General features: G+C 73.6%; 23 protein-coding genes. 8 read left to right on the top strand and 15 right to left on the bottom strand.

Translation table 11 applies throughout. The annotated features are described in order from the left end of the window. Positions 1–136 precede the first annotated feature (136 nt). From M4J07_RS19280 to pdhA, 7 genes are all read right to left on the bottom strand, one after another. On the bottom strand, positions 137–1,117 hold the full coding sequence (locus M4J07_RS19280) for an NAD(P)H-quinone oxidoreductase (protein ID WP_255973527.1): 981 nt from the start codon (positions 1,115–1,117) through the stop codon (positions 137–139). Between the two features lie 38 nt (positions 1,118–1,155). Further along, positions 1,156–2,253, bottom strand: a complete 1,098-nt coding sequence (locus tag M4J07_RS19275) for a potassium channel family protein (RefSeq protein ID WP_255973525.1) — start codon at positions 2,251–2,253, stop codon at positions 1,156–1,158. Beyond that, positions 2,250–3,902, bottom strand: a complete 1,653-nt coding sequence (locus M4J07_RS19270) for a molybdopterin molybdotransferase MoeA (RefSeq protein WP_255973524.1) — start codon at positions 3,900–3,902, stop codon at positions 2,250–2,252. The genes M4J07_RS19275 and M4J07_RS19270 overlap by 4 nt, the downstream gene beginning before the upstream one ends. Continuing rightward, complete coding sequence (locus tag M4J07_RS19265) at positions 3,899–4,912, bottom strand: DUF6457 domain-containing protein (RefSeq protein WP_255973522.1); 1,014 nt, start codon at positions 4,910–4,912, stop codon at positions 3,899–3,901. The genes M4J07_RS19270 and M4J07_RS19265 overlap by 4 nt, the downstream gene beginning before the upstream one ends. A gap of 93 nt (positions 4,913–5,005) precedes the next feature. Beyond that, positions 5,006–6,445 (bottom strand): dihydrolipoamide acetyltransferase family protein, encoded by a 1,440-nt coding sequence (locus tag M4J07_RS19260; RefSeq protein WP_255973520.1) that lies wholly within the window; start codon positions 6,443–6,445, stop codon positions 5,006–5,008. Between the two features lie 43 nt (positions 6,446–6,488). Beyond that, positions 6,489–7,499, bottom strand: a complete 1,011-nt coding sequence (locus M4J07_RS19255; protein ID WP_255973519.1) for an alpha-ketoacid dehydrogenase subunit beta — start codon at positions 7,497–7,499, stop codon at positions 6,489–6,491. Then, on the bottom strand, positions 7,496–8,662 hold the full coding sequence (gene pdhA, locus M4J07_RS19250; protein ID WP_255973517.1) for a pyruvate dehydrogenase (acetyl-transferring) E1 component subunit alpha: 1,167 nt from the start codon (positions 8,660–8,662) through the stop codon (positions 7,496–7,498). Before pdhA ends, M4J07_RS19255 begins: the two co-directional genes overlap by 4 nt. A gap of 174 nt (positions 8,663–8,836) precedes the next feature. Here pdhA and M4J07_RS19245 point away from each other — a divergent pair, with 174 nt between their 5' ends. Further along, positions 8,837–9,346: an Lrp/AsnC family transcriptional regulator gene (locus tag M4J07_RS19245; RefSeq protein WP_255973515.1), complete on the top strand. Its 510-nt coding sequence runs from the start codon at positions 8,837–8,839 to the stop codon at positions 9,344–9,346. A gap of 29 nt (positions 9,347–9,375) precedes the next feature. Here the strand turns inward: M4J07_RS19245 and M4J07_RS19240 are convergent, their stop codons facing one another. Next, complete coding sequence (locus tag M4J07_RS19240) at positions 9,376–9,984, bottom strand: TetR/AcrR family transcriptional regulator (RefSeq protein WP_255973513.1); 609 nt, start codon at positions 9,982–9,984, stop codon at positions 9,376–9,378. Continuing rightward, positions 9,981–11,489: a 3-hydroxyacyl-CoA dehydrogenase gene (locus tag M4J07_RS19235; RefSeq protein ID WP_255973511.1), complete on the bottom strand. Its 1,509-nt coding sequence runs from the start codon at positions 11,487–11,489 to the stop codon at positions 9,981–9,983. Before M4J07_RS19235 ends, M4J07_RS19240 begins: the two co-directional genes overlap by 4 nt. A 205-nt stretch (positions 11,490–11,694) precedes the next feature. Between M4J07_RS19235 and paaN the strand changes: the two genes are divergently transcribed. Then, positions 11,695–13,398, top strand: a complete 1,704-nt coding sequence (gene paaN, locus M4J07_RS19230) for a phenylacetic acid degradation protein PaaN (protein WP_255973509.1) — start codon at positions 11,695–11,697, stop codon at positions 13,396–13,398. Between the two features lie 16 nt (positions 13,399–13,414). Here the strand turns inward: paaN and M4J07_RS19225 are convergent, their stop codons facing one another. Genes M4J07_RS19225 through M4J07_RS19215 form a run of 3 tightly spaced genes read right to left on the bottom strand, consistent with a single transcriptional unit; the run spans position 13,415 to position 16,513 of the window. Then, the gene (locus M4J07_RS19225; protein WP_374215059.1) at positions 13,415–14,209 is read right to left on the bottom strand and encodes a TrmH family RNA methyltransferase; all 795 of its coding nucleotides are present in this window, start codon (positions 14,207–14,209) and stop codon (positions 13,415–13,417) included. 10 nt (positions 14,210–14,219) lie between these two features. Then, the gene (locus M4J07_RS19220) at positions 14,220–15,434 is read right to left on the bottom strand and encodes an HTTM domain-containing protein (RefSeq protein WP_255973507.1); all 1,215 of its coding nucleotides are present in this window, start codon (positions 15,432–15,434) and stop codon (positions 14,220–14,222) included. Then, the gene (locus M4J07_RS19215) at positions 15,431–16,513 is read right to left on the bottom strand and encodes a DUF5819 family protein (RefSeq protein ID WP_255973536.1); all 1,083 of its coding nucleotides are present in this window, start codon (positions 16,511–16,513) and stop codon (positions 15,431–15,433) included. The genes M4J07_RS19220 and M4J07_RS19215 overlap by 4 nt, the downstream gene beginning before the upstream one ends. 324 nt (positions 16,514–16,837) lie before the next feature. Here M4J07_RS19215 and paaA point away from each other — a divergent pair, with 324 nt between their 5' ends. From paaA to M4J07_RS19185, 6 genes are all read left to right on the top strand, one after another. Then, complete coding sequence (paaA, locus tag M4J07_RS19210) at positions 16,838–17,827, top strand: 1,2-phenylacetyl-CoA epoxidase subunit PaaA (protein WP_255973505.1); 990 nt, start codon at positions 16,838–16,840, stop codon at positions 17,825–17,827. Further along, positions 17,824–18,135 (top strand): 1,2-phenylacetyl-CoA epoxidase subunit PaaB, encoded by a 312-nt coding sequence (gene paaB / locus M4J07_RS19205; protein ID WP_255973503.1) that lies wholly within the window; start codon positions 17,824–17,826, stop codon positions 18,133–18,135. The genes paaA and paaB overlap by 4 nt, the downstream gene beginning before the upstream one ends. Continuing rightward, positions 18,132–18,860, top strand: coding sequence for a 1,2-phenylacetyl-CoA epoxidase subunit PaaC (paaC, locus tag M4J07_RS19200; protein ID WP_255973501.1), 729 nt, complete (start codon positions 18,132–18,134; stop codon positions 18,858–18,860). Before paaB ends, paaC begins: the two co-directional genes overlap by 4 nt. After that, complete coding sequence (gene paaD / locus M4J07_RS19195) at positions 18,854–19,453, top strand: 1,2-phenylacetyl-CoA epoxidase subunit PaaD (protein WP_255973500.1); 600 nt, start codon at positions 18,854–18,856, stop codon at positions 19,451–19,453. Before paaC ends, paaD begins: the two co-directional genes overlap by 7 nt. Next, positions 19,450–20,565, top strand: coding sequence for a 1,2-phenylacetyl-CoA epoxidase subunit PaaE (paaE, locus tag M4J07_RS19190; RefSeq protein ID WP_255973498.1), 1,116 nt, complete (start codon positions 19,450–19,452; stop codon positions 20,563–20,565). The genes paaD and paaE overlap by 4 nt, the downstream gene beginning before the upstream one ends. A gap of 97 nt (positions 20,566–20,662) precedes the next feature. After that, positions 20,663–21,829 (top strand): acyl-CoA dehydrogenase family protein, encoded by a 1,167-nt coding sequence (locus M4J07_RS19185; protein ID WP_255973497.1) that lies wholly within the window; start codon positions 20,663–20,665, stop codon positions 21,827–21,829. A gap of 40 nt (positions 21,830–21,869) precedes the next feature. Here the strand turns inward: M4J07_RS19185 and M4J07_RS19180 are convergent, their stop codons facing one another. The 3 genes from M4J07_RS19180 to M4J07_RS19170 form a co-directional block, all read right to left on the bottom strand. Continuing rightward, positions 21,870–22,217, bottom strand: a complete 348-nt coding sequence (locus M4J07_RS19180) for a rhodanese-like domain-containing protein (protein WP_255973495.1) — start codon at positions 22,215–22,217, stop codon at positions 21,870–21,872. Between the two features lie 31 nt (positions 22,218–22,248). Then, positions 22,249–23,127 carry a J domain-containing protein gene (locus tag M4J07_RS19175; protein ID WP_255973534.1) on the bottom strand — a complete coding sequence of 293 codons (879 nt, stop codon included), beginning with the start codon at positions 23,125–23,127 and terminating at the stop codon, positions 22,249–22,251. Positions 23,128–23,434: 307 nt separating this feature from the next. Further along, complete coding sequence (locus tag M4J07_RS19170; protein WP_255973493.1) at positions 23,435–24,922, bottom strand: DUF2252 domain-containing protein; 1,488 nt, start codon at positions 24,920–24,922, stop codon at positions 23,435–23,437. Positions 24,923–24,959 lie beyond the last annotated feature (37 nt).

Genomic DNA, 24,959 nt, shown 5'->3' with positions numbered 1-24,959 from the left:
ACGGCAGGCCGTCGTGCCGCGCGGGACCGGGCCGCTGGTGAACGTGCTGCCGCTGGGGGCGGGGCTGCTGCTGACCGGGTGCGGGATCGCGTTCCTGGCGCTGCGGCTGCGCCGCTGAGCCGCCGCCCCGTCGCCGTTACGGGAGGGTCAGCAGGACCTTGCCGATGTGGCCCGACTCCTCCAGGACCCGGTGGCCCTGCGCCGCGTCGCTCATCGGCAGCGTGCGGTCCACGATCGGCCGCACGTGGCCGCCCTCGATCAGCGGCCACACGTGCTCGCGCACGGCCGCGACGACCGACGCCTTCTCGGCCAGCGGGCGGGCCCGCAGCGTGGTCGCGGTGATCGCGCCGCGCTTGCCGAGCAGCGTGGCGATGTTGAGCTCGCCCTTGATGCCGCCCTGCATTCCGATGATGGCGAGGCGGCCGTTGACCGCGAGGGCGTCGACGTTGCGGTTCAGGTACTTGGCGCCCATGTTGTCGAGGATGACGTCGGCGCCGCTGCCCGCGGTGTTCTCGCGGATCTCCTCGACGAAGTCCTGCTCGCGGTAGTTGATCAGGATGTCCGCGCCCAGCTCGGCGCAGAAGTCGAGCTTCTCCTTGGTGCCCGCGGTGACCGCGACCTTGGCGCCGACGGCCTTCGCCAGCTGGATCGCCATGGTGCCGATGCCGCTGGAGCCGCCGTGCACCAGGAACGTCTCGCCCGGCCGCAGGTGGGCGATCATGAAGACGTTCGACCAGACGGTGCAGGTCACCTCGGGCAGCGCGGCCGCCGTGGCGAGGTCGATGCCCTGCGGCACCGGCAGCAGCTGCCCGGCCGGGACGACGACCTTCTCGGCGTAGCCGCCGCCCACCAGCAGCGCGCACACCTCGTCCCCGACGGACCAGCCGGCCACGCCGGGGCCGATTGCGGCGATGCGGCCCGCGCACTCCAGACCGGGGTACGGGGAGCTGCCGGGCGGCGGGTTGTAGAAGCCCTGCCGCTGGAGCAGATCGGCGCGGTTGACGGCGCTGGACACCACCTCGACCAGGACTTCGCCCTCGCCGGGTACGGGGTCGGGGACCTCCGCCCAGACGAGCGCCTCGGGTCCGCCGGGTTCCGGGATCGTGATCGCATACATGGGCGCGAGGCTACTCCCGTACGCCCCCCGGAGCCGGGTCAGTCCTGCGGCAACGGCTTGGAGTCCGGTGCGACGTGCGTCGTCGGTGTGACCCGCACGATCGTGATCAGCCGGTCCGTCAGCTGGAGCGTGCCGATCGCCGTGTCGTCGTAGCCGAGCACGCGGTGCCCGCGGACGACGCTGACGACCAGGTCGTCGACCTCCTTCGGCTTCAGCCCGACCTCGGCCTTTATGACCGGCCGTTCGACCAGGTCGAGACCGCTGCCCTGCTGGATCAGGTCCTCCATGACCATGCCCGCGTGCGGGCTGAGCACGGACAGACCGAGCAGCCGGCCGGCCGCGCTGGCGCTGGTGATCACGGCGTCGGCGCCGGACTGGCGCAGCAGCGGCGCGTTCTCCTCCTCGCGCACGGCGGCGACGATCTTCGCGCTGCGGTTCAACTGGCGTGCGGTGAGCGTCACCAGGACCGCGGTGTCGTCCCGCTGCGTGGCGATGATGATCTTGCGGGCCCGCTGCACCTCGGCGCGCAGCAGGACGTCGCTGCGCGTGGCGTCACCCATGACGCCCGCGTAGCCATGGGCGTTGGCCGCGTCGATCACCTTGCTGCTGGGGTCGACGACCACGACCTGCTCGGGCTTGAGGCCGGTCGCACAGACGGTCTCCACCGCGCTGCGGCCCTTGGTGCCGAAGCCGACGACGACGGTGTGGTCACGCAAGTTGGACCTCCAGCGGTTCAGGCGCCATTCCTCCCGGGTCCGTTCGGTGAGGACTTCGAGCGTGGTGCCGACCAGGATGATCAGGAAGAGCACACGCAGTGGCGTGATGACGAAGATGTTGGTCAGACGCGCCCCGTCACTGACCGGCGTGATGTCGCCGTATCCGGTGGTGGAGAGGGTGACGGTCGCGTAATAGAAGGCGTCGAGAAGGTCGACGCTGCCGTCGGAGTTGTCGTTGTATCCGCTGCGGTCGAACCACACGAGGAGCGCGGTGAGGACGAGCACGCCGAGCGCCATCAGGACCCGCCGGGCGACCTGACGCAGCGGACGCTCCACGATCCGCCGGGGCAGCTTCACCCGGTAGGTCGCGGTCTTCTCGTCGGCTTGGCGCGCGATGGCGTCATGGCCGGCCAGTTTCACGTGAAACACCCTTCGTTGCCCGCGGAGTTGGGCCCGGGACTCCCTGTGGCTCCAGGGTTTCCCGCGCTCCACGACCATGGCAGATCGAGGATCTCGACCTCCTGGCCCTCCTTGGCGCCACCGGGCGGGATGACAGCGAGCGCGTCGGCGGCGGCGACCCCGCGCAGCATCGCCGGGCCGTTGTAGTGCAGCGGAACCGCCCAGTCGTGGCCGCTGCCGTCGTCCTGACGCAGCACGACGGGAACCAGACGGGTGTCGTGCGGGTGCCCGTGGACGGGGCTGTGCAGGGGGGCGCCGGCGTCCTGGGCGAAGCCGGACCCGGCCGAGGTGCTGGGGGCGGAGCCGTACTGGGCGGGCCCGGAGAGTTCGCGCAGCAGGGGCTCGGCGAGGGTGAGGAGGCCGGAGACGGCCGCCAGGGGGTTGCCCGGCAGTCCGACCAGGTGCCGTCCCCCGGTGAGCCGGGCGAGCAGCATCGGGTGGCCGGGGCGGACCTTGACGCCGTCCACGAGGAGTTCCGCGTCGAGCGCGCGCAGGGTCGGGTGGACGTGGTCGACGGGGCCCGAAGCGGTGCCGCCGGTGGTCACGACGAGGTCGGCCTTGGATCCGCGAACGGCCTTGAGCAGCGCCTTCGCGTCGTCACCGAGCCGGCGTACGGCGATCACCTCGACGCCGAGCGCGCGCAGCCAGTGCGGCAGCATCGGGCCGAGCGCGTCCCGGATGAGGCCCTCGCGGGGGAGCCCCGAGGTGAGCAACTCGTCGCCGAGGACGAGGACTTCGGCCCGCGGCCGCGGGACCACGACCAGCTCGTCGTAACCGGCGGCGGCCGCGAGTCCGAGAACGGCCGGGGTGACCAGCGCGCCGGCCGGCAGCAGCAGGTCGCCGCTGCGGCACTCCTGGCCGCGCGGCCGGATGTCCTGCCCGTGCGCGACGTCGCGCAGCGGGTGCAACTGGCCCTTGCCGTCGAGGTGTCCGTGCTCGCTGCGGATGACGGCGGTGGTCTCCGCGGGAATGCGGGCGCCGGTCGCGATCGCCGCGGCCTCGCCGTCGGCCAGCGGCGCGGGCCGGCCGTGCCCGGCGAGGATGCCTTCGTCGCGGACGGCCCAGGGGCCGGGACCGGCCACCACCCAGCCGTCCATCGCGGACGTGTCGAACGACGGCAGATCGGTGAGGGCGGTCAGCGGGGCGGCGAGGATCAGCCCGAGCGCCCGGTCGAGCGGCAGCCGGGTCGCCCCGCGCGGGGTGCGCGGGGCGTCGGACGCTGCCGCGGCGCCGCCGTCGGAGGCCGTGAAGAGGCCGTCCGGGAGCGGGAGTTGCGTCTCCGCAGGCTCGGGGGCCGGCGCCGTGCGGGCCCGGTGCTCCGCCGCGTGGCGACCTGCCCGGGCGGCGATCCGCCGGGCCTCGGGCCAGGGCGTCGCCCGGTGCCGGTCCGCCGGCCGGTCGGCGCCGGCGGCGGCCTGCGCCCCGGGAACCGGGCCCCGGCCGGGCGTCTCGTGGACCCGGTCCGCGCTGTCCTGCGCCTGCCGGCCCGGCGCGGGGGCACCGGCGGCGGCCGGTCCCCGGCCCCGGTTGTCGTTCGCGAGGGCGAGCGCCTCGTCGACGTCGCCGTCGAGCGGGTCGGCCTGCGCCGCCCGCCCGTTGCCGCCGCTCATCCCGCGTCCGGCGCGGCGCCGCCGGGCCCGGCCCCGGACTCGGCCTCCTTCGCCCAGCGGTCGGCGAGCGCGACGGCCTTCGCCGCGGCGGCCGCGACGGCTTCGGGGCCGCCGCCCGCCTGCGCCGCCGCGTATCCGACGAGGAACGTCGTCAGCGGCGCCGCGGGGCGCGCGACCCCGTGGGCCGCGTCGCGGGCGAGGTCGAGCAGGACGCCGGTGTCGACGTCCAGGTCGATGCCCAGTTCGTCCTTGGCTGCGGTGATCCATTCGTCCAACACGTGCCCATGCTCCCTGATCCGTGACCGAGCGGCGGCGATGTCGTCCCAGGTGTCGCAGTCGAAGGACGCGACGGGATCGACGGGGTCGGTGATGCGGGTGAGGTGCAGATCGCGGGTGAGCAGACGCAGCGGAAGCCCGCTCAGCGACCCGTGTTCGGCCTTCAGGGCGCCGAGTACCCGCTGCAGCGCGGTCTTCCGGTAGACGGCGACAAGGGGTTGGTCCCGGCCGTCGGCGTCGCTGAGCAGCGCCCCGTCGGCGGTCGTCCCGTCCAGCGTGTCGCGCAGCAGCCGTACGGTGCGCTCCGCCAGGAACGGGAGGTCGGCGGAGAGCACGACGACCAGGTCGGGGACCGTGGCCCGGCCACCCGGCCCGCTCGGCGGCCCGTTCGGCGGCTCGTCCACCGGCGTGCTCAGGGCCTGGACTCCCGCGTCCAGCGCGGCGAGCGGTCCGCCGCCGGGCGGCTCCTCGCGGGCCCAGCCGACAGGGCGCGCGGTCGGCCGCGGCTCGGCGACCACGATCGTGGCGCGGGCTCCGGCGCAGGCCGCGAGCACCCGGTCGAGCAGCGCCCGCCCGCCGACCCGGACGCCGGGCTTGTCCGTGCCCCCGAGGCGGCGTGCGGCGCCTCCGGCGAGCACCAGGGCGTCGTAGGCGTCGCCGCCCCGGCCCGCGGCGCCGAGCGCGCGGTCGGTCGGGGAACGGCGCTGCTCGGGCTGCCCGACGGCTTCGGTCATCCCCCGAGTATGGGCGTACTGCGGATCATTGCCACCCCCGAGGGGGTGGCGGCGCGGATGATCCGCGGGCGGCGGTCCGGCCGCCGCCCGCGGTCAGAGCGAGCGCAGCAGCACCGCCGGCTGTTCCACGCAGTCCGCCACGTAGCGCAGGAAGCCGCCCGCCGTGCCCCCGTCGCACACCCGGTGGTCGAAGGTGAGGGAGAGCTGGACGACCTGGCGGACCGCCAACTCCCCTTCGTGGACCCATGGCTTGGGGGTGATCCGGCCGACGCCGAGCATGGCGGCCTCGGGGTGGTTGATGATCGGCGTGGAGCCGTCGACCCCGAACACCCCGTAGTTGTTCAGCGTGAAGGTGCCGCCGGTCAGGTCGCCCGGCGTCAGCGTCCCGGTCCGCGCCGCCTCGGTGAGCCGCGCGAACTCGGCGCTCAGCGACTCGGCCCCGCGCGCGTGGGCGTCCCGTACGACGGGGACGACGAGCCCGCGCTCGGTCTGCGCGGCGAACCCGAGGTGCACCTCGTCGAGCCGCACGATCTCGCGCCGCTCCATGTCCACCGTGGCGTTCAGCTCCGGGTAGCGGGCCAGGGCCGCCGTGCAGATGCGGGCGAGCAGCGCCAGGACGGAGATCTTCGGCCCGGCGGACGGGCCGGTCGCGGAGTTCATCGCCACGCGCGCGTGCATGAGTTCGGTGGCGTCGGCGTCCACCCAGCACGTGGCGTCGGGGATCTCGCGCCGGCTGCGGGACAGCTTGTCGGCGACGGCGCCCCGGATGCCGCGCAGGGGCGTGCGGTGACCCTGCGGGGCGGCTGTCATGGGAGCGGGCGCCGTGGGGGCCGGTGCAGGTGTCGTGGATACGGATGTCGTTGATACGGGTGCCGCGGCGGGCGCCTCGGCGCGGGCCGTCATCGCGCTCTCCACGTCCGCCCGCAGAATGAGCCCGTCCCGGCCGGAACCCGTCAATTCCCGCAGGTCGAGCCCGTGTTCACGGGCCAGCCTGCGGACGAGCGGGGAGATCACCGGGACGGGACCGGCGGGCCGGTCGGGGCGGACGGGCGGCGCGACGGGCTCGCGCAGGGCCGTCGGGCGCGTGGCCGCCGCTTCGGCCGCCGCGGCCCTGACCCGCCTGCGCCGCGCCGGAGCGGCGGCGGTCCCGTACCCCACCAGCACGTTCCCCGAGCCTTCCGACTTCTCAGTCTTCTCGGCCTTCTCGGCCTTCTCGGGACTCTCCGACCCGGCACCGGCGACACCGGCAGCCCCGGACACCCCGGCAGCGACGGGAGCCGCGTCCTCCGCCCCGACGGCCACCGTCAGCAGCGGTGCGCCGACCGGCAGTTCGGACCCTTCGTCACCAAAGCGGGCCGTGACCACGCCCGCGTACGGGCACGGCACGTCGACGAGCGCCTTGGCCGTCTCCACCTCGACGACCGGCTGGTCGACGGCGACCACGTCACCGACCTGCACCAGCCATCGCACGATCTCCGCCTCGGTGAGCCCCTCCCCGAGATCGGGCAGCTTGAACTCCAGAACCCGTGCCATCAGCGCACCGTCCCTTCCCCGCCGTCCTGCACCGGTCCCACTCTCACTGATCCCACTGCAACCGCGCCACGGCGTCCAGCACCCGGTCCACTCCCGGGAGATGGTGCCGCTCCAGCATCGGCGGCGGATACGGAATGTCGAAACCGGCCACCCGCAGCACCGGCGCCTCCAGGTGGTGGAAGCAGCGCTCGGTGACGCGCGCGGCTATCTCCCCGCCCGGCCCGCCGAAACCGCCCGACTCGTGCACCACGACCGCCCGCCCGGTGCGGCGCACGGACGCGGCGACCGTCGCGTCGTCGAACGGCACCAGGGAGCGCAGGTCGACCACTTCGAGGTCCCAGCCCTCGCTGCGGGCCGCCTCGGCCGCTTCCAGGCAGACGGGCACGGACGGCCCGTACGTGATGAGCGTGGCGCTGGTCCCGGGGCGGCGGACCACCGCCGTGCCGATGGGGTCGACGTCCGTCGGCGCCTCGGGGTTCCAGGAGTCCTTCGCCCAGTAGAGGCGCTTGGGTTCGAGGAAGACGACCGGGTCGTCGGAGGCGATCGAGCGGCGCAGCAGCCCGTACGCGTCGGCGACCGTGGCGGGCGTGACGACGGTGAGGCCGGGCGTCGCCATGTAGTACGCCTCGGAGGAGTCGCTGTGGTGCTCGACGCCGCCGATGCCGCCGCCGTAGGGCACGCGGACGGTGATGGGCAGCGGCATGGCGCCGCGCGTCCTGTTCCGCATCCGGGCGACGTGCGAGATCAGCTGCTCGAAGGCCGGGTAGGCGAACGCGTCGAACTGCATCTCCACGACGGGCCGCAGGCCGTACATCGCCATGCCGACGGCGGTGCCGAGGATGCCGGCCTCGGCCAGCGGCGTGTCCGTGCAGCGGTCCTCGCCGAACTCCTTGGCGAGCCCGTCGGTGATCCGGAAGACACCGCCGAGGGTGCCCACGTCCTCACCCATGACGTGCACGGTCGGGTCGTCGGCCATGGCGTCCCGCAGGGCTCTGCCGAGCGCCTGCGCCATGGTCGCCGGCTTGGCGGCCGGCTTGGCGGCGACGGTGGTCATTCCCCGCCCCCTTCCTGCGATCCCTCGGACGCCTCGGCCTCGGCCTCCAGCTCGGCCCGCAACTGGGCCGCCTGCTCCCGCAGTTGGGAGGTCTCCTCGGCGTACACGTCGGTGAACAGGTCCATCGGGTCCAGCACCGGGTCCTGGTTCATGGCCTCGCGCAGGGCCGCCGCCATCCGCTCCGCGTCGTCGCGCACGGCCTGCATCCCCGCCTCGTCGATGAGTCCGCGCTCCGTCAGCTCCCGCTCCAGGAGCAGGATCGGGTCGTGCGCGCGCCAGGTCTCGACCTCGGCGTCGCTGCGGTAGCGGGTCGCGTCGTCGGCGTTCGTGTGCGCGTCCATCCGGTACGTGATGGCCTCGATCAGCGTCGGACCGCCGCCCCCGCGCGCGCGGGTGACGGCCTCGGTGAGGACCTCGTGCATCGCCACCGCGTCGTTCCCGTCGACCAGCCGGCCCGGCATCCCGTACCCGACGGCCTTGTGGGCCAGGGACGGCGCCGCGGTCTGCTTGGCCAGCGGCACGGAGATGGCGAACCCGTTGTTCTGCACCAGGAAGACGACCGGCGCCTGCCAGACGGCGGCGAAGTTCATCGCCTCGTGGAAGTCGCCCTCACTGGTCCCGCCGTCGCCCACCATGGCGAGCGCCACCACGTCGTCGCCCTTGAGCCGTGCGGCGTGCGCAAGGCCCACGGCGTGCGGGAGCTGCGTCGCCAGCGGTGTGGACAGCGGCGCGATGCGGTGCTCGCGCGGGTCGTAGCCGGTGTGCCAGTCGCCGCGCAGCAGGGTCAGGGCCTGGACGGGGTCGAGGCCGCGGGCCACGGCGGCGAGGGTGTCGCGGTAGCTGGGGAAGAGCCAGTCGCGCTCCTCCAGGGCGAGCGCCGCGGCGACCTCGGCGGCCTCCTGGCCGGTCGTCGAGGGGTACACGGCGAGACGGCCCTGCTTGGTCAGGGCGGTCGCCTGCGCGTTGTACCTCCGGCCGCGCACCACCTCCGCGTAGAGCCGGCGCAGGAGCTCGGGATCGGCGTCCGCGGCGGCGTCGGTGCCCAGCACCCGATGGGGCTCCGCGTCGGGCAGCAGCGGCGCGGGGTCCGTGCGGGGCTGCCAGGCGGGCGGCGGCGTCGGTGCGCCGGCGCCGCGGGTGGCCCGCTGCTCCATGACCGTCATGACGGCACCTCCTCGTGGGAGTGGCTGTGAAGGCGCGTCGGATGTGATGCGCCTCACCTACCGATTGTTCGGTCGTCGGCACATTTTGGCTACAGGCACCTCCAGGCTGTGGACAAACGGTTCTCCACAGCCTGAGATGAATGCAGTACGTCCATGGTAAGGAGGCGGGGGCACATGGCATCTGAACAAATGGCCGACGGCTCCGGGGGTCCGGAATCCGGCGGCTACGACCCCGCGGCCCGTCCACTGGACGCCATCGACCGCGACATCCTGCAGATGCTGCAGAAGGACGGCCGGGCGTCGATACGTTCGGTGGCCGAGCGTGTCCATGTGTCACGGGCGAACGCGTACGCCCGGATCAACCGCCTCATCGACGACGGCGTGATCCGCGGCTTCGGCGCCCGCGTCAACCACGAGCGGGCCGGTCAGGGTGCCTCCGCGTACATCACGCTCAAGATCGTCCAGAACTCCTGGCGCACGGTCCGCGACCAGCTGCGCCGGATGCCCGAGGCCTCACACATCGCGCTGGTCAGCGGCGACTTCGACGTGCTCATCCTGGTCCACACACAGGACAACCGCGCCCTGCGCGAACTCGTCCTCACCAAGCTCCAGGCCATCCCCGAGGTGCTCAGCACCCGCACGCTGCTGGTCTTCGAGGAGGAGGACCTGGAGCCGGACGCCTAGGGCCTGTCGGAGGGCGTGCGGCCGGCCCGTCAGCCTTCTTTGCGCAGGCCCTGGAAGACCAGTTCCACGACGGCGTCGGCCACCTCGCGGTCGGCGAGGCCGCCGCCGTCGGGCCGGTACCACTCCACGATCGAGTTGATCATCCCGAAGACGAGGCGCGTGGCGAGCCGCACGTCTATGTCGCTGCGCACGTCCCCGTCGGCCGCGGCCGCCTTGAGCAGCGCGGCGACCTGGTGGTCGAACTCCCGGCGGCGCTCCATGGCCCACCGCTCGGTGCCCGTGTTGCCGCGCACCCGCAACAGGAGCGTCACGTAGGGCAGTTCGGCGGTCAGCACCTCGACCATGCGCCGCGTGACGTGCTCCAGGCGCTCCACCGCGCGTCCCACGCGCGCGGGTTCCTCGTCGAGGATCCCGAAGAGGCCGTCCAGCGCACGGCTGACGGCGCGGCGCAGCAACTCCTCCTTGCCCGTCACGTGGTGGTAGATCGACGACTTGGAGATGCCCGCCGCCTTGGAGAGGTGCTCCATGGACGTGCCGTCGTAGCCCCGCTCGTTGAAGACGGTCACAGCGACCGCGAGCAGGCTGTCGGGGGTGTAGGTGTCGCGCCGTACGGCGGGGTCACGTCGTGCTGTGGTCATGCGGAGCCCTCCCGCTTGTCGGGGGCGTACGAGTGGCGATAGAGCGCCAGGGACGGCGCGTAGCGCCCGGAGGGATCGCGCAGATGCAGGTCGTCGAGGAGGGCGTACGCCCAGTTCTTGCCGAGCCTGCGGCTCCACTCGATGGGTCCCAGCGGGTAGTTCACGCCGAGCCGCATGGCGGTGTCGACGTCCTCCTCGGTGGCCACGCCCTTGGCGACGGCGTCGTGCGCCAGGTCGATGATCCGGGCGACGGTACGGGCGACGATCATGCCCGGGACGTCCCCGATGACGCTGACGTCCTTGCCGAGCGCCTGGAAGAGGCCGACGGCCTCCTGCACGGTGCGCTGGTTCGCGTCCCGGGCCGCGGCCAGCGCGATCCGGGTCGCCTTGCGGTAGTCGAGCGCGAGGTCGAAGTAGACGACGTCCCGGTACTCGATCGACGTCTGCCCGTCCGCCAGGGCGAGTTGGCCGCCGCCGGGCAGCACCAGGCGCGTGCCGTTGTCCTCGTCCTCCTCGCGCACCTCGATGCCCGCCTCGCGGATGAGGGCGAGCACCTCGCGCGCGGGCCCCAGATCGCCCTCGGCGACCACGTAGGCGGGCTGGTCGGCGGGGGCCTCCGTGCGCGGCTCGGGGCGCTCCTCGCCCTCCCCGTACGCGTACCAGCCCTGGCCCGACTTGCGGCCGGTGCGCCCGGCCTCGACCAGCCGGCGCTGGGCCAGCGACGGCCGGAACTTCACGTCCTGGAAGAAGCCCTCCCACACGGAGCGCGTCACGGCCTCGTTGACGTCCTGGCCGATGAGGTCGGTCAGTTCGAAGGCCCCCATCCGGAAGCCGCCGCTCTCGCGCAGCACGGCGTCGATGGTCGCCGGTTCGGCGCCCTGGTCCTCGTAGACCGCGAACGCCTCCGCGTAGAAGGGCCGCGCGATCCTGTTCACCAGGAAGCCGGGGGTGTCGGCGCAGGCCACGGGGGTCTTTCCCCAGGCGCGTGCGGTCTCGTACGCGCGCGTGGCCGCGGTGACGTCGGTGGCGGAGCCGGAGACGACCTCCACCAGCGGCATCAGGGGCGCCGGGTTGAAGAAGTGCAGTCCGACGAAACGTCCCGGCAGGCGCATCGCCCCGCCGATCGCCGTGACGGACAGGGACGAGGTGTTCGTGGCGAGCAGACAGTCGTCCGCGACGACGGCCTCCAGGTCGCGCAGCAGCGCCTGCTTGACATCCAGCCGCTCCAGGACGGCCTCGACGACGAGGGCCGCGTCCGCCAGCTCGTCCAGCGTCTGCGCGGGCGCGAGACGGCCGACGGCGGCCGCCCGCTCGTCCGCGGACATCCGGCCCTTCTCGACGAGCCGGCCGAGCCGGGCGGCGATCGCCTCGGCGGCCGACTTCGCCCGGCCGGGAACAGCGTCGTACAGCCGGACGGGATGCCCCGCGACCAGGGCGACCTGGGCGATGCCCTGGCCCATGGTGCCGGTGCCCACCACGCCCACGAGACGCTCATGTGCTGTCATGCCGGTGATCCTCCCGCACCCGGCGGCACCGCGCGGGCGCGGGGCTCATTGAGCCGGTTTTCCACAGCTTCTCCGCACCCCCTTGTCCCGACCGATCGTTCGGTTACTCTAACTCTGTCCGCTCGTCCCTGCCCAGCCCTGCCCCAGTCCCGCCCCAGCTCTGCGGCTCGACGGAGAGCCGCTGCCGACGAGGAGTTGGTCCGCCATGGCCGCCGACCTGACCGCCCACGACCTGATCGCCCAGCACCGGCCGACGCTCGACAAGGCGCTGGAGACGATCCGCACCCGCGCCTACTGGTCCCCCCACCCCGAGCACCCCAAGGCGTACGGGGACACCGAGGGGCGGCCCAGCCTGAGCATGCCGGAGGGCAAGGCCGCCTTCGACGCACTGCTCGGCACCCGCGTCGACCTGGGCCAGCCCGGCACGGACGACTTCGTCGGGGGTGAAGTCTCGCCGTACGGGATCGAGTTGGGCATCACCTATCCGCACGCCGACGTCGACACCCTGCTGCCGGCCATGCGCGCGGGCATGCGCGCGTGGCGCGAGGCGGGCGCCGAGGTGCGCGCGGTGGTCTGCCTGGAGATCCTGGCCCGGATCGGCGCGCGGACGCACGAGTTCGCGCACGCGGTCATGCACACCAGCGGCCAGGCCTTCATGATGGCGTTCCAGGCCGGCGGCCCGCACGCACAGGACCGCGGCCTCGAAGCCGTGGCGTACGCGTACGTGGAGCAGGTGCGCACCCCCGACACCGCGGAGTGGTCCAAGCCCCAGGGCAAGCGCGACCCCCTGGTGCTGGCCAAGGAGTTCACGCCGGTCGGGCGCGGCGTCGCGCTGCTGATCGGCTGCAACACGTTCCCGACGTGGAACGGGTATCCGGGCCTGTTCGCCTCCCTGGCGACCGGCAACCCGGTGCTCGTGAAGCCCCACCCGCGCGCGGTGCTGCCGCTCGCGCTCACCGTCCAGGTCGCCCGCGAGGTCCTCGCCGAGGCGGGCTTCGACCCGAACCTGGTGGCGCTGGCGGCCGAGCGGCCCGGCGAGGGCATCGCCAAGACCCTGGCCGTGCGCCCCGAGATCAAGATCATCGACTACACGGGCTCGACCGCCTTCGGCGACTGGCTGGAGACCCACGCCCGGCAGGCGCAGGTCTACACGGAGAAAGCCGGCGTCAACACGGTCGTGATCGACTCGACCGACCGCTACCAGGGCATGCTGTCGAACCTGGCGTTCTCGCTGTCCCTGTACAGCGGCCAGATGTGCACCACCCCGCAGAACCTGCTGATCCCGCGCGAGGGCATCACCACGGACGAGGGCCCGAAGTCGTACGACGAGGTCGTCGCGGACCTCGCGCAGGCGGTCAGCGGCCTCCTCGGCGACGACGCCCGGGCGAACGCACTGCTGGGCGCCCTGGTGAACCCGGACGTGAAGGCCCGCCTGGACGCGGCCGCGGGCCTCGGCGAAGTCGCCCTCCCCACCCGGGAGATCAGCAACCCGGACTTCCCCGACGCCGTCGTGCGCACCCCGGTGATGGTCAAGCTGGACGGCGCCAAGCCCGACGCGGAGGCCGCCTACATGAGCGAGTGCTTCGGCCCGGTCTCCTTCGCGGTCGCCGTCGACTCCACTCAGGACGCGGTGGAGCTGCTGCGGCGCACGGTGCGCGAGAAGGGCGCCATGACGGTCGGCGCGTACACCACCTCCGAGGAGGTGGCGCAGGCCGTCGAGGAGGTCTGCCTGGAGGAGTGCGCCCAGCTGTCGCTCAACCTGACGGGCGGGGTGTACGTGAACCAGACGGCGGCGTTCTCCGACTTCCACGGCTCGGGCGGCAACCCCGCGGCGAACGCGGCCCTGTGCGACGGGGCCTTCGTGGCGAACCGCTTCCGCGTGGTCGAGGTCCGCCGCGAGACCGTGTGAGGCACTGGCAGGAGATCTACTGGGGCGCGTGCGTGCTGTGCGCGCTCCAGTGGAAGAGCGTCATCCCGACGCTGGTGGCCAGGTTGTAGCTGGACACCTGGGGCCGCATCGGCAGGGACACCAACTGGTCGGCGCGCTCGCGCAGTTCGGGTGACAGGCCGCTGCGCTCGGACCCGAAGGCCAGCAGGGCGTCGTCCGGCAGCCTCAGGCCGCGGATGTCGGCGCCCTCGGGGTCGAGCGCGTACAGCGGGCCGCTCGGCAGCTCGTCGACCGCGAGCCGCTCCACGGCGGTCGCGAAGTGCAGCCCGGCCCCGCCCCGGACGACCGTGGGGTGCCAGGGGTCGAGGCTGCCCGTCGTGACGACGCCGGTGGCGCCGTAGCCGGCGGCGAGGCGGATGACGGCGCCCGCGTTGCCGAGGTTGCGCGGGTTGTCGAGGACGACGACCGGGGTCGTGCGTCCGGTCCCGCCGAGCGCGGCGAGGTGGTCGGCCCGTGCGGGGCGCCCGGCGAGCGCGGCGACCCCGGTGGGGTGCAGCCGCGGCACGAGCCCGCGCAGCACGTCGCCCGGGACCTCCACGAGGAGCCCGGCCAGCTCCGGTACGACGTCGGGGGCCAGGTCGTCCGCCAGCGCGAGCGTGGCCGCCCGGTCGGCCGCGAGCGCGACGGGGACGTCGGCGTCGAAGCGCACGGCGTGCTTGAGCGCGTGGAACCCGTCGAGCAGCACCGCCGTGTCCGCGAGCCGCCGCCAGTCGCGCACGGCGCCCTCGGGGGTGGTGTGCCGCATGCCGTCCGCCGTGTCCGTCCCGCTCATGGCAGGAAGCCTACGTTCGCGCCGTGGGCGGTTGAGCCGCCAGCGGCTCGACGCCGTCCGCCGGACGCTGGCCGGGCACCGCGGCACGCCTCGTACGGGCGAGAACGCGGCCACGCGCGCGTGCCGCCCGGCCGCCGATCCGCTTCAGGAACGACGTCGGCAGGAACACCGCGTCGGCGGCGATCATCGCGAGCGAGAAGAAGGGCAGTCCGAGGACCACGGCGATGACGGAGTGCTCGACCATCATCAGCGCCAGCAGGACGTTCTTCACGCGCCGGTTGAAGACCGTGAACGGGAAGGCGACCTGGACGACGACCGTCCCGTACGTCACGAGCAGCACGATCGGGCCGTACGCGGTGAGCAGGTCGCCCAGGGCGGGCCACGGCGAGAAGTAGTCCAGGTGGAGCGGGTAGTAGACCGCGGTGCCGTCCTGCCAGCGGCTGCCCTGGATCTTGTACCAGCCGGCCGTCGCGTAGATCAGGCACGCCTCGACCATGATCATCAGGAGGGCGGCGTTGTGGACGAGGTTCGCGACGACGTCGCCCAGCAGGCGCGGTTGGCCGAACGGGTCGCGGCGGTTCAGGTACCACCACACCCCCTGGACGCCCCACAGCCCCCAGAAGAAGGCCGCCCAGCCGCCGCTCAGGTCGCCCATGAACGTGGTCACCGAGAGCGCGAGGCCCACGACCCACCACAGGACGGGCCCGGCCCGGTCCTCGGTGAACAGCCCTTCCCGCGCGCGTGCGGCCCGCCGCGCGTCGAGCGACCACACCTGCCCGCACCGGGTGAGGACCAGGTAGATCGACATGAGGTGGATGACGTTGTCGCCGCCGTCCCCCAGGAAGACGCTGCGGTTCTGCAGCGACAGCACGCCGATCATGAAGAACACCGACATGGTGCGCGTCCGCCAGCCCAGCATCAGCAGCAGGGAGGCGAGCACGGCCGCCGCGTAGACGAACTCGAACCACACCCGGCCGTCGGACCACATCAGCGCGGTGAACGCGTCGTTGTCCGCGATGAGCTGCTGCGCCATGCCCCAGCTCCACGGCCCGTCGGGGCCGTACAGCTCCTGGCGGTGCGGGTACTCGCGCAGCAGGAACAGCAGCCAGGTCGCGGAGAACCCGATCCGTATGACGGCGCTCTGGTACGGGCCGAGCGCGGACGCGGTGACCCGCTGGACACCGGTGGCGAGACGTCCCGTGACGGGGACCTCGACGCGGCTCACCGGGCACCGCCGGCCGTCGGGGCCAGCACCCGCACGCGCGTGCCGCTGTCGAGCGGCGCGTCGTGCGAGGTCACCGTCCACCAGGCCACCTGCCGGTAGAGCGGCTTCTGGTTCACCTTCTCGTCACTCCACTTCGGCGGCTCGATCGTGGTGGACCGGGAGCGGACCTGGACGCGCTCCATCACGTCCTTGCCGCCCCCGACGTCCAGCCGGGCCAGCCGCAGCACGAGGATGCGGCGCAGGTACTGCTCGGACAGCGTGCCGCGCAGGCCGGTGGGCCGGTCCTGGGCGTCGTGCGTCCCCACGTAGACGTCCCAGGCGCGGCGCAGTTCGTTCTGCTGGGTGTGGCTGGGCAGCAGGTTCCCGTCGATGGCGGCGCCGTCCTGCGCGGACAGGTCGTACCAGCGGGTCTGCCGCAGTTCGCCGTCGGGCGTGCGCAGCTCGGCGCGGGCCTGCACGGCGATGTTCTGCTGCAGCGGGTTGGGGGCGAACAGCTTCCAGTTCTGCTCGAACTCCGGGTAGACCCAGTCGTCGACCAGCGCGCCGTGCTGCTTGGACACCGTGTTCGCGGGCGCGACGTGCAGGAACACCATCGCGAGGTGGAAGCAGGCGCCGACGGCGACGATCGCGAGGGCGAGGGCCGCGACCACCTGGTACCGGAAGGAGAGCCCGGCGATGCCCGGGCGAGTGGGCGGCGGCAGGGCGGGCTCGGGTCGGGGACGGGGACCGGGATCGGCCGATCGGGGTCCGGGCTCGGGCCGGGACCCGGCGGGCTCAGGCCCGGGACCGGGTCGGGGCCCGGAATCAGCGGGCTCAGGCCCGTAACCGGCGGGCTCAGGCCCGGGTCCGGGACTGGCGGGCTCAGGCCCGGGACCGGAAGCTACGGGCTCAGGCCCGGGACCGGAAGCTACGGGCTCAGGCCCGGGACCGGAGGCTGCGGGCTCAGGCTCAGGCTCAGGTCCAGAGTCAGCGGGCTCAGGCCCGGACCCTGGACCGGACTCAGCGGGCTCGGCCCCGGACCCGGATCCGGCATCGACGAGGCCGGGCCCGGCCGACTGCGGAACCGCCCGCTCCGGCAGGGGACGGGCGCCCTCGTCCGCGGCGCCTGTTTCCGTCTCCATCGGTCTCCCCGATCCCGGTCCTTCGATCCTCTGGCCCATCCGGCGTCCGGCGCCCGACGCCGAACCGATTCCGCGTCGACGTCCCGCGGCTGCGACGCACGGAACGGTACTGGGGAGCGGCGGCCCGGCACAGATGCCTGCGGTTATCCACAGGCCGGGACGTTCAGGGTTGACACCCTACGGCGCCGCGCCCCACCATTGAATCCGACGAACCGAACGATCGGTCGGGAGCGGGCCAGGGCCCGGCCGTGAACCGGACAGCCGAGGTCGAGGGGGCCTGGAATGGCGACAGCAGCACCGCAGCAGACGGCGCGGCCGGACGGCACCGCCGGGTTCCAGGCCGCGTTCGACGCGGCCGTGGCGGCGGACGAGCGCATCGAGCCGCGCGACTGGATGCCCGACGCCTATCGCGCCACGCTGGTGCGCCAGATCGCCCAGCACGCCCACTCCGAGATCATCGGCATGCAGCCCGAGGCGAACTGGATCACGCGCGCCCCCTCCCTGCGCCGCAAGGCGATCCTGATGGCGAAGGTGCAGGACGAGGCGGGGCACGGGCTGTACCTGTACAGCGCGGCGGAGACCCTCGGCACGGGCCGCGACGAGCTGCTCGACAAGCTGCACAGCGGCCGCCAGAAGTACTCGTCGATCTTCAACTACCCGACGCTGACCTGGGCCGACGTCGGAGCGATCGGCTGGCTGGTGGACGGCGCGGCGATCACGAACCAGGTGCCGCTGTGCCGCTGCTCGTACGGGCCGTACGCACGCGCCATGGTCCGCATCTGCAAGGAGGAGTCCTTCCACCAGCGGCAGGGGTACGAGCTGCTGCTCGCGCTCAGCCGGGGCACCGAGGCGCAGCACGCGATGGCCCAGGACGCGGTGGACCGCTGGTGGTGGCCCTCGCTCATGATGTTCGGCCCGCCCGACGACGAGTCGGCGCACTCGGCGCAGTCGATGGAGTGGAAGATCAAGCGCCACTCGAACGACGAGCTGAGGCAGCGCTTCGTCGACATCTGCGTCCCCCAGGCCGAGTCCCTCGGCCTGACGCTCCCCGACCCGGAGCTGCGGTGGAACGAGGAGCGCGGCCAGCACGACTTCGGCCCGATCGACTGGACGGAGTTCAAGCAGGTCCTCAAGGGCAACGGGCCGTGCAACGAGCAGCGCATCACCCAGCGCAGGCGCGCCCACGACGAGGGCGCCTGGGTGCGCGAGGCCGCAGCGGCCCACGCGGCCAAGCATTCCAAGGCCACGACGGAAGAAGGCAGGGCGGCATGAGCGAGACCCCCAGCAGCACCTCCAGCGGGCAGGAGTGGCCCCTGTGGGAGGTCTTCGTGCGCTCCCGCCGGGGCCTGGCCCACACCCACGCCGGCAGCCTGCACGCCCCGGACGCGGAGCTGGCCCTGCGCAACGCGCGGGATCTGTACACCCGGCGCGGCGAGGGCGTCTCGCTCTGGGTCGTCCCGTCGGCGGCCATCACCGCCTCCTCGCCGGACGAGAAGGACCCGTTCTTCGAGCCCTCCGCGGACAAGCCGTACCGGCACCCCACGTTCTACGAGATCCCGGAAGGGGTGAAGCACCTGTGACGCAGCCCGTGCAGACCGACGTCGCGGCGGCCGCCCTGGCCCTCGGCGACGACGCCCTCGTGCTCTCGCACCGCCTGGGGGAGTGGGCGGGCCACGCCCCGGTCCTGGAGGAGGAGGTCGCCCTGGCGAACATCGCGCTCGACCTGCTCGGTCAGGCCCGCGTCCTGCTGAGCACGGCGGGCGACGAGGACGAGCTGGCCTACCTCCGCGAGGAGCGCGCCTTCCGGAACGTGCAGTTGGTCGAGCAGCCGAACGGCGACTTCGCGCACACCATCGTCCGCCAGCTCTTCTTCTCCGTGTACCAGCAGCTGCTGTACGGCCAACTGGCCGACGGGGAATCGGAGTTCGCGCCGCTGGCCGCCAAGGCGGTCAAGGAGGTGGCCTACCACCAGGACCACGCCCGGCAGTGGACGCTGCGCCTCGGCGACGGCACGGAGGAGAGCCACGCCCGGACGCAGCGCGCGGTCGACGCCCTGTGGCGCTTCACGGGCGAGCTGTTCCAGCCCGTCCCGGGAGTCTCCGTCAACTGGCAGGAGATGCGGGTCAGTTGGCACGCGACGGTGACCTCGGTGCTGCGCGAGGCCACGCTGACGGTGCCCGACGGCCCGCAGACCGGTGCCTGGAGCGCCGGTGCCGGGCGGCAGGGCCTGCACACCGAGTCGTTCGGCCGGATGCTCGCCGAGATGCAGCACCTGCACCGCAGCCATCCGGGGGCGTCATGGTGACGCTCGCCCGCGCCCCGCACGAGGCCGCCGGCGGGGAGACACCGCTCGAGGCGGAGCTGCGCAGGATCGCCGGCTCGGTGCCCGACCCCGAGCTGCCCGTCCTGAGCCTGACCGAGCTGGGCGTGCTGCGCGCCGTGCACACGCTCGGCCCCGGCCGGGTCGAGGTCGAGCTGAGCCCCACGTACACGGGGTGTCCCGCGATCGAGGCCATGTCGACCGACATCGAGCGGGTCCTGCACGAGCACGGCGTCCCCGACGTCACCGTCCGCCCGGTGCTCTCCCCCGCCTGGACGACGGACGACATCACGCCCGAAGGCCGCCGCAAGCTGCGGGAGTTCGGCATCGCGCCGCCGCGCACCACGCGCGCGCCCGCCGGACCGGTCGCCGTCGCCCTCGGCCCGACCCGGCACACCGGCGGGCCGGGCGGCACCGACGGGACGGACCCGGCCGACGGGACGGACGCGATCGCCTGCCCGCACTGCGGCTCGACCGACACCGAGCTGCTCAGCCGGTTCTCCTCCACGGCCTGCAAGGCGCTGCGCCGCTGCCTCGCCTGCCGTGAACCCTTCGACCACTTCAAGGAGTTGCGATGACCCAGGAGGCGACTCCCGAGGTGGCGCAGGGCACGCCCAGGGCCCGGTTCCACCGGCTCCGGGTCACGGCGGTCGACCGGCTCACCGACGACTCCGTCGCCCTCACCTTCACCGTCCCCGACGAGCTGCGCGAGGCGTACCGCTACGCACCGGGCCAGCACCTCGCCCTGCGCCGCACCGCGGACGGCGCCGAGATCCGTCGCACGTACTCGATCTGCTCCGCGGCTCCGGCCGACGAGGCGCCGCGGCTGCTGCGGGTCGGCGTGCGTCTGGTGGACGGCGGCGCGTTCTCGACGTACGCCCACAAGGAGATCGCCGTCGGCGACGAGCTGGAGGTGATGACCCCGGCCGGCCGCTTCACCCTCGACCCGGCCCCCGGGCACTACGCCGCGGTGGTCGGCGGCAGCGGCATCACCCCGGTCCTCTCGATCGCGACGACGCTCCTGGAGCGCACCCCCGAGGCCCGGTTCTGCCTGATCCGCAGCGACCGGACCACCGCGTCGACGATGTTCCTGGAGGAGGTCGCCGACCTGAAGGACCGGTACGCCGACCGGTTCCAGCTGGTCACCGTGCTCTCCCGGGAGGAGCAGCAGGCCGGGCTCGCGTCGGGCCGGCTCGACCGGGAGCGGCTCGCGGAGCTGCTGCCCGCGCTGCTGCCGGTGGAGCGGGTGGCGGGCTGGTTCCTGTGCGGGCCGTTCGGCCTGGTGCAGGGCGCCGAGCGGGCACTGCGGGGCCTGGGCGTGCGGCGTGACCGCATCCACGAGGAGATCTTCCACGTGGACGACGGCCCGGCACCGGTCCGTCCGGCCCGTCCGGGCGGGGTCTCGGCGCCCGCGCACAGCACGGTGACCGCGCAGCTCGACGGCCGTTCGGGCAGCTGGCCGGTGCAGGACGGGGAGTCCCTCCTGGAGACGGTGCTGCGCAACCGGCCGGACGCGCCGTACGCGTGCAAGGGCGGCGTGTGCGGCACCTGCCGCGCCTTCCTCGTCTCGGGTTCCATCGCCATGGACCGCAACTTCGCGCTGGAGCCGGAGGAGACCGAGGCCGGTTACGTGCTGGCCTGCCAGTCCCATCCGACCACGGAGAAGGTGGAGCTGGACTTCGACCGCTGAGCACGGCCATGTAGAACCTGTTCTCTTCTCGGAGCGCCTGCTCTATCTTGACGGTCCGTCAGATCCTGGTGGGCAGTGGGAACGGGAGGAACGACCGGTGGACTTCACCTTCTCCGAGGAGCAGCAGGCGGCCGTCGAGGCGGCCAAGGCGGTGTTCACTCCGGTGGCGCCCGACGGCGTACCGAGCCCCTCGCTCACCTCGGGCGCCGTGGCCGACGACTTCGACCGCGCGCTGTGGGCCAAGGCCGCCGACGCCGATCTGCTGAGCCTGCTGATCGGGCCGGAGCATGGCGGGGCGGGGCTGGACGCCGTCGCCCTGTGCCTGGTGCTGCGCGAGTCCGCGAAGGTCCTCGCCCGGCTCCCGCTCCTCGAGCACAGCGCGGCGGCGGCGACCGTCCAGGCGTACGGCGACGAGGAGTTGAGGCAGGAGATCCTCCCCCGCGCGGGCCGCGGCGAGCTCGCCCTGACCGTGGCGTCGGCGGGCCGCACCGGGCACGACCCGGCCGAGCTCGCGGTCACGGCCCGGTGCGAGACGGACACCGCGAGCGCGGGCTGGATCCTGGACGGGGTGCAGACGGCGGTGCCCTGGGCGTTCGGCGCCGACCGGATCGTCGTGCCCGCCCACACCGGCGACGGCTCCGCGGTCCTCGCGATCCTCCCGGGCCCGGCCGCGGGGCAGGCGTCGGAGTTGCCCGGCCTCACCGTCGCCGAGCAGATCTCCACGACCGGCGAGCGGCTGGCCGAACTGCGGCTGGACGGTGTGCACATCGATCCCCGGCACGTCATCGAGGACGCGGCGGCCTGGCCCCGGCTGCACGATCTGCTCGCCACCGGCACCTGCGCGCTCGCGCTCGGCCTCGGCGAGGGCGTCCTCAAGATGACCAGCGACTACACGGGCAAGCGCGAGCAGTTCGGGCATCCGATCGCCACGTTCCAGGCCGTCGCCGTGCAGGCCGCCGACCGCTACATCGATCTGCGGGCCATGGAGGCCACCCTGTGGCAGGCCGCCTGGCGCATCAGCAGCGGTGCCGCGGGCGCCCTGCCGGTCGCCGGTGACGTGGCGGTCGCCAAGACCTGGGCGTCCGACGGCGTACGACGCGTCGTGCAGACCGCACAGCACCTGCACGGCGGCTTCGGCGCCGACACGGACTACCCGCTGCACCGCTACCACGCGTGGGCCAAGCACCTGGAGCTGTCGCTCGGCCCGGCCGCCGCGCACGAAGAGGCACTCGGCGACCTGCTCGCCGCCCACCCGCTCGGCTGAGCGGGTCCCGCGACCGACCGGTCGGGAGGCTGAGCGGGTCCTAGACGACGGCGCCCGGCTGTCCCTTGTCGTCCACGACCGGACGGCCGGCCGCTTCCCACGCCTGCATGCCGCCCGCCACGTTCACCGCGTCGACGCCCTGCTGCAGCAGGTACTGCGTCACCTGGGCGGAGCGGCCGCCGACCCGGCAGACCACGTTGACCCGGCCGTCCTGCGGGGCGGCCTCGGTCAGCTCGCCGTAGCGCGCGACGAACTCACTCATGGGGATGTGCAGGGCGGCGGCGGCATGACCCGCCTGCCACTCGTCGTCCTCCCGCACATCGAGGAGGAAGTCGCCGTCCTTGAGCTCGTCGACACCGATCGTGGGCACACCAGAACCGAAAACCATGCCCCCGACGCTACCCGAGGCACGCACCGCCTCAGGACGCGGTCAGCCGCTCCAGCTCGGCCTCCCGCTCGGCGACCTGCGCGAGCAGCTGCTCGGCGATCTCGTCGAGCAGCGTGTCCGGGTCGTCCGGCGCCATCCGCAGCATCGAGCCGATGGCGCTCTCCTCCAGCTCCCGCGCGACCGCCGTGAGCAGTTCCTTGCGCTGGGCGAGCCACTCCAGGCGGGCGTACAGCTCCTCGCTGGGCGACGGCTGCCGCTCGGGCGGCACCGGGCCCGCGGCCCACTCCGCGGCGAGCTCGCGCAGCAGCGTCTCGTCACCGCGCCCGTACGCCGCGTTGACCCGAGCGATGAACTCGTCGCGCCGGGCCCGCTCCTTGTCGTCCTGCGCCAGATCCGGGTGCGCCTTGCGGGCCAGCTCGCGGTAGAGCTTGCGGGCCTCGTCGCTGGGCCGCACCCGCTGCGGCGGCCGCACCGGCTGCTCGGTCAGCATCGCGGCGGCCTCCGGGAACAGCCCGTCCCCGTCCATCCACCCGTGGAAGAGCTCCTCGACGCCCGGCATCGGCATCACCCGGGACCGCGCCTCGTCCGCCTTGCGCCGGTCCTCCGGATCGCCGGTGCGCGCGGCCGTGGCCTCCGCGATCAGCGCCTCCAGCTCGTCGAGGCGCGTGTACATCGGCCCGAGCTTCTGGTGGTGGATCCGCGAGAAGTTCTCCACCTCGACCCGGAAGGTCTCCACGGCGATCTCGAACTCGATCAGCGCCTGCTCGGCGGCCCGCACGGCCCGCTCCAGCCGCTCCTCGGCCCGCTCCCGAACGGGCTCCGCGACCGCACCCTGAGCCGACTCCCCGGCAGCCTGCTCGGCCGCACCGCCCTGCTCAGCCGCATCGCCCGACTCGGCCGCACCGCTCAGGTCGGCCGCACCGGAAGACTCCGCGTCAGCCGCCCGCTCCTCGGCAGCCCGCTCCTCGGCACGCTGTTCGAGGCGCTCCTTCAGGCGGTCCTTGAGGCGCTCCCGGGGCTGCTCCGCCGGTTGCCCCGGCTGCTCGGACCGCTCGGGCTGCCCGAGCCGCCCCGGCCGCTCCTCCGGATGTTCCGGCTGCTCCGGCTGCTCTGCCACATCGCTCTCCGGGGTCGTCACCCGTCCAGCCTAGGGCACGCCCCAGGGGGCCCTCCCCGCGCCGACCGGGCGCCGGGGACGGCCGCCCCGAGGACGGGACTCACACCCCGGCCTCCGCCGCCACCCGGCCGTCCCGCACGGCCCGCACCAGCTCCGCGTGATCCGCCTCGGTCCGGTCCGCGTACGTCACGGCGAAGGCGGCCACCGCCTCGTCGAGCTCCTCGTTCTTGCCGCAGTACCCGGCGATCAGCCGCGGGTCGGCGCTGTGCGCGTGGGCGCGGGCGAGCAGCGCACCCGTCATCCGGGCGTAGTCGTCGACCTGGTCGGCGGCGAGCGCGGCCGGGTCGACGCTGCCCTTGCGGTTCCTGAACTGGCGGACCTGGAAAGGCCGTTCGCCGACCGTGGTCCAGCCGAGCAGGATGTCGCTGACCACCTGCATCCGCTTCTGCCCGAGCACCACGCGCCGCCCCTCGTGCTCGACGGCCGGCGCCTCGAACCCGGCCGCGGCCAGGTGCGGCAGCAGCGCCGACGGCCGCGCCTCCTTCACCTGCAGCACGAGCGGCTCGCCGCGGTGGTCGAGCAGCAGCACCACGTACGACCGCGTGCCCACACTGCCGGTGCCCACGACGCGGAACGCCACGTCGTGGATCGCGTACCGGGCCAGGAGCGGCAGCCGGTCCTCGGACAGCGTGTCCAGATACCCGGCGAGCGCCCCGGCGACGGCGGCCGCCTCGTCGCCGGCGATCCGGCGCAGCACCGGCGGCGCGTCCACGAACCGCCGCCCGCCGCCCGCCACGGCCTCCGTGGACTTGGCGGCGAACCGGCCGCTGGTGTTGTGCCGCGCCTTCTCGGAGACCCGCTCCAGGGTGCCGAGCAGATCGTGCGCGTCGGTGTGGGAGACGAGCTCCTCGTCCGCGATGGCGTTCCACGCGTCGAGCGCGGACAGCTTCGCGAGCAGCCGCATGGTCCGCCGGTAGGAGCCCACGGTGTCGTGCGCGGCCCTGCGGCAGGTGTCCTCGTCCGCACCGGCCTCCCGCCCGGCGAGCACGAGCGAGGTGGCGAGCCGCTTCACGTCCCATTCCCAGGGGCCGTGCACGGTCTCGTCGAAGTCGTTGAGGTCGATGACGAGGCCGCCGCGGGCGTCGCCGTACAGACCGAAGTTGGCCGCGTGGGCGTCGCCGCAGATCTGCGCGCCGATGCCGGTCAGCGGCGTGCGCACCAGGTCGTACGCCATCAGCCCGGCGGACCCGCGCAGGAAGGCGAAGGGGGTGGCGGCCATCCGCCCGACGCGGATCGGGGTCAGCTCGTCGATCCGGCCGCGGTTGGACTCCTCGACGGCGGCGACGGCGTCCGGCCGGTCGGCGCCCAGCGCGAAGTCGGCGTGCGAGGCCCGGGGCACCCGCCCGCGCAGCGCCTTGCCGGCCGCCTTCGACGAGACCGCCGCACCGTGCGCGTCCGCCGACCCGCCGGAGGCGCCGGGAACCGCCGCGAACCCCGGCACCCGGGGCAGCCGCCGCGCGTCCCGCGGCCCGCCGTCCCCGCCGCCCTGGCGCGGCAGAGCCACCACCGATTCACCGAGTCCGCCCATGCCGACCGCCTCCCCCGCCCCGTCCTACGGAGCCGTG

Source organism: Streptomyces longispororuber (assembly GCF_024448165.1).
GTDB lineage: Bacteria > Actinomycetota > Actinomycetes > Streptomycetales > Streptomycetaceae > Streptomyces > Streptomyces longispororuber_A.
Note: the sequence above shows the minus strand (reverse complement) of the source record. Positions and strands in the feature narration are given on the sequence as shown.

Coding starts and splice junctions, on each gene's coding strand:
- M4J07_RS19280 (WP_255973527.1), bottom strand. CDS start 1,117: ATGTATGCGATCACGATCCCGGAACCCGGCGGACCCGAGGCGCTCGTC.
- M4J07_RS19270 (WP_255973524.1), bottom strand. CDS start 3,902: ATGAGCGGCGGCAACGGGCGGGCGGCGCAGGCCGACCCGCTCGACGGC.
- M4J07_RS19265 (WP_255973522.1), bottom strand. CDS start 4,912: ATGACCGAAGCCGTCGGGCAGCCCGAGCAGCGCCGTTCCCCGACCGAC.
- M4J07_RS19260 (WP_255973520.1), bottom strand. CDS start 6,445: ATGGCACGGGTTCTGGAGTTCAAGCTGCCCGATCTCGGGGAGGGGCTC.
- M4J07_RS19255 (WP_255973519.1), bottom strand. CDS start 7,499: ATGACCACCGTCGCCGCCAAGCCGGCCGCCAAGCCGGCGACCATGGCG.
- pdhA (WP_255973517.1), bottom strand. CDS start 8,662: ATGACGGTCATGGAGCAGCGGGCCACCCGCGGCGCCGGCGCACCGACG.
- M4J07_RS19245 (WP_255973515.1), top strand. CDS start 8,837: ATGGCATCTGAACAAATGGCCGACGGCTCCGGGGGTCCGGAATCCGGC.
- M4J07_RS19240 (WP_255973513.1), bottom strand. CDS start 9,984: ATGACCACAGCACGACGTGACCCCGCCGTACGGCGCGACACCTACACC.
- M4J07_RS19235 (WP_255973511.1), bottom strand. CDS start 11,489: ATGACAGCACATGAGCGTCTCGTGGGCGTGGTGGGCACCGGCACCATG.
- paaN (WP_255973509.1), top strand. CDS start 11,695: ATGGCCGCCGACCTGACCGCCCACGACCTGATCGCCCAGCACCGGCCG.
- M4J07_RS19225 (WP_374215059.1), bottom strand. CDS start 14,209: ATGAGCGGGACGGACACGGCGGACGGCATGCGGCACACCACCCCCGAG.
- paaA (WP_255973505.1), top strand. CDS start 16,838: ATGGCGACAGCAGCACCGCAGCAGACGGCGCGGCCGGACGGCACCGCC.
- paaB (WP_255973503.1), top strand. CDS start 17,824: ATGAGCGAGACCCCCAGCAGCACCTCCAGCGGGCAGGAGTGGCCCCTG.
- paaD (WP_255973500.1), top strand. CDS start 18,854: ATGGTGACGCTCGCCCGCGCCCCGCACGAGGCCGCCGGCGGGGAGACA.
- paaE (WP_255973498.1), top strand. CDS start 19,450: ATGACCCAGGAGGCGACTCCCGAGGTGGCGCAGGGCACGCCCAGGGCC.
- M4J07_RS19180 (WP_255973495.1), bottom strand. CDS start 22,217: ATGGTTTTCGGTTCTGGTGTGCCCACGATCGGTGTCGACGAGCTCAAG.
- M4J07_RS19170 (WP_255973493.1), bottom strand. CDS start 24,922: ATGGGCGGACTCGGTGAATCGGTGGTGGCTCTGCCGCGCCAGGGCGGC.